This window comes from Thalassoglobus neptunius (assembly GCF_007859735.1).
GTDB classification, from domain to species: domain Bacteria; phylum Planctomycetota; class Planctomycetia; order Planctomycetales; family Planctomycetaceae; genus Thalassoglobus; species Thalassoglobus neptunius.
Map to the genome: position 1 here is coordinate 1 of NZ_SIHI01000100.1, position 5,698 is coordinate 5,698.

The following is a 5,698-nucleotide window of genomic DNA, read 5'->3' on the forward strand; positions in this document are numbered from 1 at the left end:
CACCAAATCGAGCGAAGCCATGATCTATGTGGCTTCCATTGGTCGCATGCTCCGCCGCTTAGCTCCTTCACCCAACCAAGCTCCGTTCAAATACCGACTTACAGCATGAAGAGGATTCCGGATAGGCTCTTAGTTGCCAACCCAATATTGCACAACGCTCCCCCAAGGTAGACTTGATTTTCTCGATCTTCAGGAAAAAGGCGTTTCAACTCTCGTCGCAACTTGATGGCCTCGGTGAACCGTTTCGTTGCGGCGGGGAACTCATTTACTTCGAGATAGATCATCCCGATATGATTGTGACATGCAGCGACAACTTGAAAGGCTGCTTTCGAGTCTTTGGATTTACGAGGACGTTGACCGTCATAGGCGTCGATTGCACGCTGAAAGCTGTTGACGGCCTCTTCGAATTCACCAAGCTCCTGCCACCGAAACCCCAAGCGGTAGCTTTCACATGCGATATACTTTCGACGACCGGGAATCCAGAGACGGGTAAACCGCGCATTGATTTTCTCGCTTTGAGCTTGAAGCGACGCTTTTTGCTCTTCAAAGGTCGGGTCTGGCATGATGATCTGCAGGTCGGGAGTCACTTTGAAATGCGGCGTCACGGCATAATTGTAGAAGATCTCTACACCGGTCGAGAAATTGCCGATCCCCAAGGCGTTCGTTGCCACGGGGCCGAACTCGTTCGTGTTTCTGGAATAGAACCAACCGATCCCCCATTGATCCTCATCTCGACCGCGGATCGGGCTGGCTCCTCCAACACCCGCGTTGCCAAAATACTCAATCGGACTTGTCTGACCTTTGGCCACTCCAAATCGGCCAAACAATCCCCAACCCTTCATAGGATTTGTGGGATCCTGGCTGAGGAACTGCGATCCGCTGTACCACAGGACCCAGGAATCATCGGTTGTGCGAAGTGGGACGATAGGCAGAATGACGCGGGGATCTTGCCGAATGGAATTGAATGTGCCGCTATTCCACGCCCCAGAAAGGGTGTGTATACCGAGTTTCCCACCGAAGTTGGAAGGTAGATTCACAGCACCGACCAACGCGACGCCGTTTTCGAATAGTTCATCGAAGCCCGCAGTTGTCGTCGTGTCTGTTCCATTTAAGACAAGAAACTGAGCAAACGGGTTGCCATCGACCGACAGAATGACACCAGCGCCTAACGTCGAAAATGGTACAGTCGGAATTCCAGAGATAGGCTCCACGATACTCGTATGCATGAAGCCCGTTTTGCCGCGCCCTGAGGCAAACGGGTTCCGATCGCCATCGAGTGTGTCAAGCTTTCCGAAGAGTACTGTGACATTTTCATTCACATTCTGCGTGAACAGAAAGTTGGTGATGATTAGGTCGTTGGAATCTGGAACGGGTGTGGTAGCATGCAATGCTGGCGGCAAAATCACGCCTGCGTCTCTGGCAATAAATTCTCCCATTCGATGTTCGGCCCGAATCATTAACGACAGACCTTTCACACCAGCCAACTTGTCGAAGTCCGTCAGCAACAGGTAATCGCCATGGGCAGCGTAGTTCCAAGTCTGTCGAACGCCACCACTCGCTACGCCTTGATAGATTTGAGTAACATCCCCTTGAAATACGATCCCACTGGAAGCTAGGGAATTCCGTGCACCACCCCAGTCGCCGGTTAGAGTTCGACGCGTTCCGCAATCGCCGCCGTATGGAGGAGCGGCAGCTGGCAGCCCACAACCATCAGATGTGCATCCCAAATCGCAACCATCGTCAGCACATCCCAATCCACAGCCGTTGTCTTGCGAACCACATTTGCTGCCGAAAAGAGAATCGAGGCAGCGAAGTTTGAATCGGCAGCCAGAATCCTCACAACAGGAATCTGCGCAGCCGATCTCGGTCGTGCAACAACCATCCTGACCATGAGCCAAAGATGTCCAGCAAACCGCGAAAGATAGAAGGGTGGCGAAAATCGCAGTCTGTCCGTGTTGCATATGATCCGTCCCCGATCAAATTTGATGGCTGGCCGTTCAGAACAGCAAATGAAACGGGGATGACGTAAAACCACCCGAATCCCTCTGATCAGCACTATCGGCATACAGTAGCCGCAACCGATAAGCGTTGTGCGCTAGCGTGGAAGCATCGAACCAATCGGAAGGTGGAATTACAGGTCAGTTAACTTGGCGAAACTTTAACGACGCTCGTACCCGCACAGAGATGATGCCGAGATAGAGCGGTTCATCGCGTTTCCGACGGTTTCTCCTGAAAGAATCGCTGATAGATTCTGGCAAAATCACCCATATGCCAGAACCCCCATTTGTTGGCAACTTCTGAAACCAGTACAGGCGAGTGTCGGTGCCCGGCTAGTTCTGCTTTCACGCATTGCAGCCGATACGCCTGAATATAAGCCTTCGGGGTGACGTTCAAACACTGGCGAAACGCGTATTGCAGCGTCCGCATACTGACGCCTGTTCGATCACAGATTTCTTCAACTGTAATTGGGGAATGCGAACTTTGTTGAATCAGCAAAATCGCGTGTGACACGAGATCACGTCGCTTGGCACTGATCCGGGGGACTCCGCCATTGGTCGCTTCCGTGATCACGCGGATTAATAGCTTTGGAAGAGTCTGAGACAACAACTCCATTTCCCGCTCAGCATTGTCCTGCGTTGACGGAGACTGAAGCGTGGCTGAAATCTGGTGCAACAACCGACGGAGTTGCCGAACGGAATCTGCTCGACAACGGACGACCATTGCTTGGGATAACGGAATTCGGGGCGCAGCAGCTTCCTGAACATCGAATGCTTCCTGAAGGATTTTTTCCGAAAGCGAGACGGTGTAAACATGGAAATTCTCGTCGGAAGCGGAGTCCAGTGCACCATCACGCGGGAAGATCATGATGTCAGAACCACTGATATCATACCCGTGCCAACGTAAATTCTGACACGACATGGCAGTTACAGCGACTGTGAAATAACCTTCCGGAGCGGCTCCCTGCTGGTGTAGCTTCCGCTCGAATCGCGCATTCGCATAAAGGACATCTGCGGAATTGGCCTGGAGAATTTCGCCACAAAACCGACCAGCCTCAAGCTGACGAAAGTCCAAATTCCAATGCTTGATCGTTTCCTGCAGATTTTCGAAGTCCTGAAACGATTGTTTGGATACCAGAATCGGGCTGACTCCTGGCAGCTCTTGCATGTCGCAGTTCAGAACTTGCGTGTTTTTGATGTTGTCCACCATAGGGTCCGTCTAAGATTGGGGGTGTTCATCTTTCGCAGTTCGCGCTAAAAATTCGATTCTCTCTCGTCTTCATTCTTTGGTTTTCCTGCATAGTTGTACGATCCTGTTCCGTTTCAAACCGTCGCAATCGCAATACCCAGAAGACCATCAAATCACGATTGAGGCCTGAAATCAAGCGTTATCGTCAATTCAACACCTGGTCCCGTTGATCCACACTCAAGGGCAGTTTCACCGGGTGCGAGTACGGCATGAACTCATGAAGAAGAAATACCCGGACAAGCCGAACGCTGAGGGCATCCCACTCACTGGTCTGTCGAATGCTCGACCAGAAACAAAAGGCATTGGCGACATGGGCAAACGCAACCTGAGACAGACGCCGTTTGATGCCACTGAATACCTTGAGTTGGACATTCCCGGATCGAAGGTTGACGGCGACTTCGGCAAGTAGCTGCGAATCAGCGGTTTACGAGTAACCATTTTTAAACCAATCAGAGAGGAACTTCGAGTGAAAAGACACCTTTGGACAATCGCGCTGTTGGCTGGGCTTACGTTCGCCAGCCAGGCGGTCGCGCAATCGAAAATCGTTCACGATGCCGAATATTACATTCTTGAAGCACAGAACGGGAAGAAGTGGGAAGCCGAGGATAAGGGGATCGCCGCACGCCTGAAGGAACTGCGTCAGAAACACGGCACCCCGCCGAATATTGTTCACATCATGTGGGACGATACCGCCTATGGAGATGTTGGCATTCCAGCGATCCAAAAAGTTCGCGGACTGAATACCCCGCATCTGAATCGCATGGCCCGCGAGGGAATCCTGTTCTCGCGAATGTATACCGAAGTTGGCTGCACGCCAAGCCGGGCGGCCATCATGACCGGCCGTCACCCCGTGCGAAATTCCATGTTCAACATCGGCATGCTGCGAGAATCCCATGGACTTCGCGCATCGGAAGTGACGCTCGCCGAAGTCTTGTCCAAAGCGGGTTACGCAACGGCTTTCCATGGCAAATGGCATTTGGGTGATATTGAAGAAAGTTACCCCCACAAGCAAGGTTTCGATGAAGCCTTCTTCACAGGCTACAACCAGATTCTTTCGTTGCACACTCGCCTGGCCGAAGGTGCGAATGCATCAGTTGGCTTGATTGAAGATATGCTTCCCGAAGATCCCTACAAGCTGGATGACACATTTATAACCAAAGGCTGGGTGCAAGTGGCCGAGGGCACCAAGAACGGACCAACGCGACAATGGGGAGATAACAGCCACGATAACTACCTGAAGATCGACCCGGAAGCGCAGAAGAGAACACTCGATTTTATCGAACGCAATGCCAAAACTGGTAAGCCGTTCTTTGTCGCCAGCTGGCCAAACCTGACATCATTCATCCCCAACCCCAAAAAGACGTCACAGTCCCGCAGCATTCTGCAGGATGGTCTGGAATCCAACATCGACCCCTTCGTCGGCAAGGTGATGGCCAAGTTGAAAGAACTTGGCGTCGCGGAGAATACGTTGCTGGTCTGCATGGCCGACAATGGTCCGATGTCTCACAATCCTCCTCCAGGTCTCGGTATGGCTGAAACGATTTTCCGGGGCGGAAAGGGTGACTTCCTTGAAGGTGGCGTTCGCGTGCCCGCACAAGCATGGTGGCCCGGCGTGATTGAAGAAGGCCAGTTGGTCGGAGATATCATTCACGAAACTGACTTGTACACGACCTTCGCCAGTCTCGCAGGAGTTACCAAGGAGATTCCGACTGATCGTGTGATCGACGGCATTGACCAAACGGCACTGTTCCTGAACGGCGATACGCATAGTCGTCGCGACTATGTCTTTGTCTACGCCGGCCCGAATTTAGGAGCTTCAGTTAAGGGGAATTACAAACGGCACTGGATGACTTCGGATTCAGTCGGTGAAGGCAGCGGAATTGCTGCGGCGTTCTATTTTCTACCGGCGGATCCCCGCGAGAAAACACCGATGCTTGTGAATCTGATCCACTTGAAAAGTCCGTTCAACCGCATGAGAGTCCGTCACGAACTCTGGAAAAAGAAATATCCAGATCTGCCGGAACGTCACGGCGTCCCCTGGACCGGCATCGAAAATGCGACACCCAAAGTGGAAGCCTTGTCCAGGCCGAGCGTTAATTTGAAAGACCTGCCATTTGACCCGTTGGAGTACATCGAGCATCTGGACGGACTACCCTTCGACCCGACTCTCGATCCCGATTTTGGTCAATAATCTTGATGGTCGAAGGCCGCAACAGAGTTCTCGAATTGGCTCAGTCTTGTCATCACAACTGCTGATGCAAGGCTGAGCCTTTCTCTCGAAAGTTCCCTGTATGTGTAAGAGGCTATCCGGAAACTGAGGTTTTGTGAAAGTCTGGTTTTGTTCACACTTTGCGGTTCATCAACGCAAAGGAGTGCACGGTGTCCGAGGCGATTCGAAAAGCGTACCCAAGTGACCTGACTGACCTTCAGTGGGAGATGATCGAAATGATTC

Annotated in this window: 4 protein-coding genes; 2 read left to right on the forward strand and 2 right to left on the reverse strand. The window is 52.0% G+C overall.

Going from position 1 to position 5,698, the window contains the following annotated elements:
• Positions 1-98: 98 nt before the first annotated feature.
• On the reverse strand, positions 99-1,727 hold the full coding sequence (locus KOR42_RS25620) for a carbohydrate porin (protein WP_197441608.1): 1,629 nt from the start codon (positions 1,725-1,727) through the stop codon (positions 99-101).
• A gap of 478 nt (positions 1,728-2,205) precedes the next feature.
• Positions 2,206-3,165, reverse strand: a complete 960-nt coding sequence (locus KOR42_RS25625) for a helix-turn-helix domain-containing protein (RefSeq protein WP_197441610.1) — start codon at positions 3,163-3,165, stop codon at positions 2,206-2,208.
• A gap of 298 nt (positions 3,166-3,463) precedes the next feature.
• On the opposite strand from KOR42_RS25625, the gene KOR42_RS25630 reads away from it, so the two are divergent.
• A complete protein-coding gene (locus KOR42_RS25630; protein ID WP_146512651.1) occupies positions 3,464-3,655 on the forward strand; it encodes a hypothetical protein in 192 nt (63 codons plus the stop codon).
• A gap of 57 nt (positions 3,656-3,712) precedes the next feature.
• Positions 3,713-5,437, forward strand: a complete 1,725-nt coding sequence (locus KOR42_RS25635; protein ID WP_146512652.1) for a sulfatase-like hydrolase/transferase — start codon at positions 3,713-3,715, stop codon at positions 5,435-5,437.
• Positions 5,438-5,698: the final 261 nt, after the last annotated feature.

Excerpts from the sequence above, each read along its gene's own strand:
- KOR42_RS25625 (WP_197441610.1), bottom strand. The coding sequence starts at position 3,165 with ATGCAAGAGCTGCCAGGAGTCAGCCCGATTCTGGTATCCAAACAATCG.
- KOR42_RS25630 (WP_146512651.1), top strand. The coding sequence starts at position 3,464 with ATGAAGAAGAAATACCCGGACAAGCCGAACGCTGAGGGCATCCCACTC.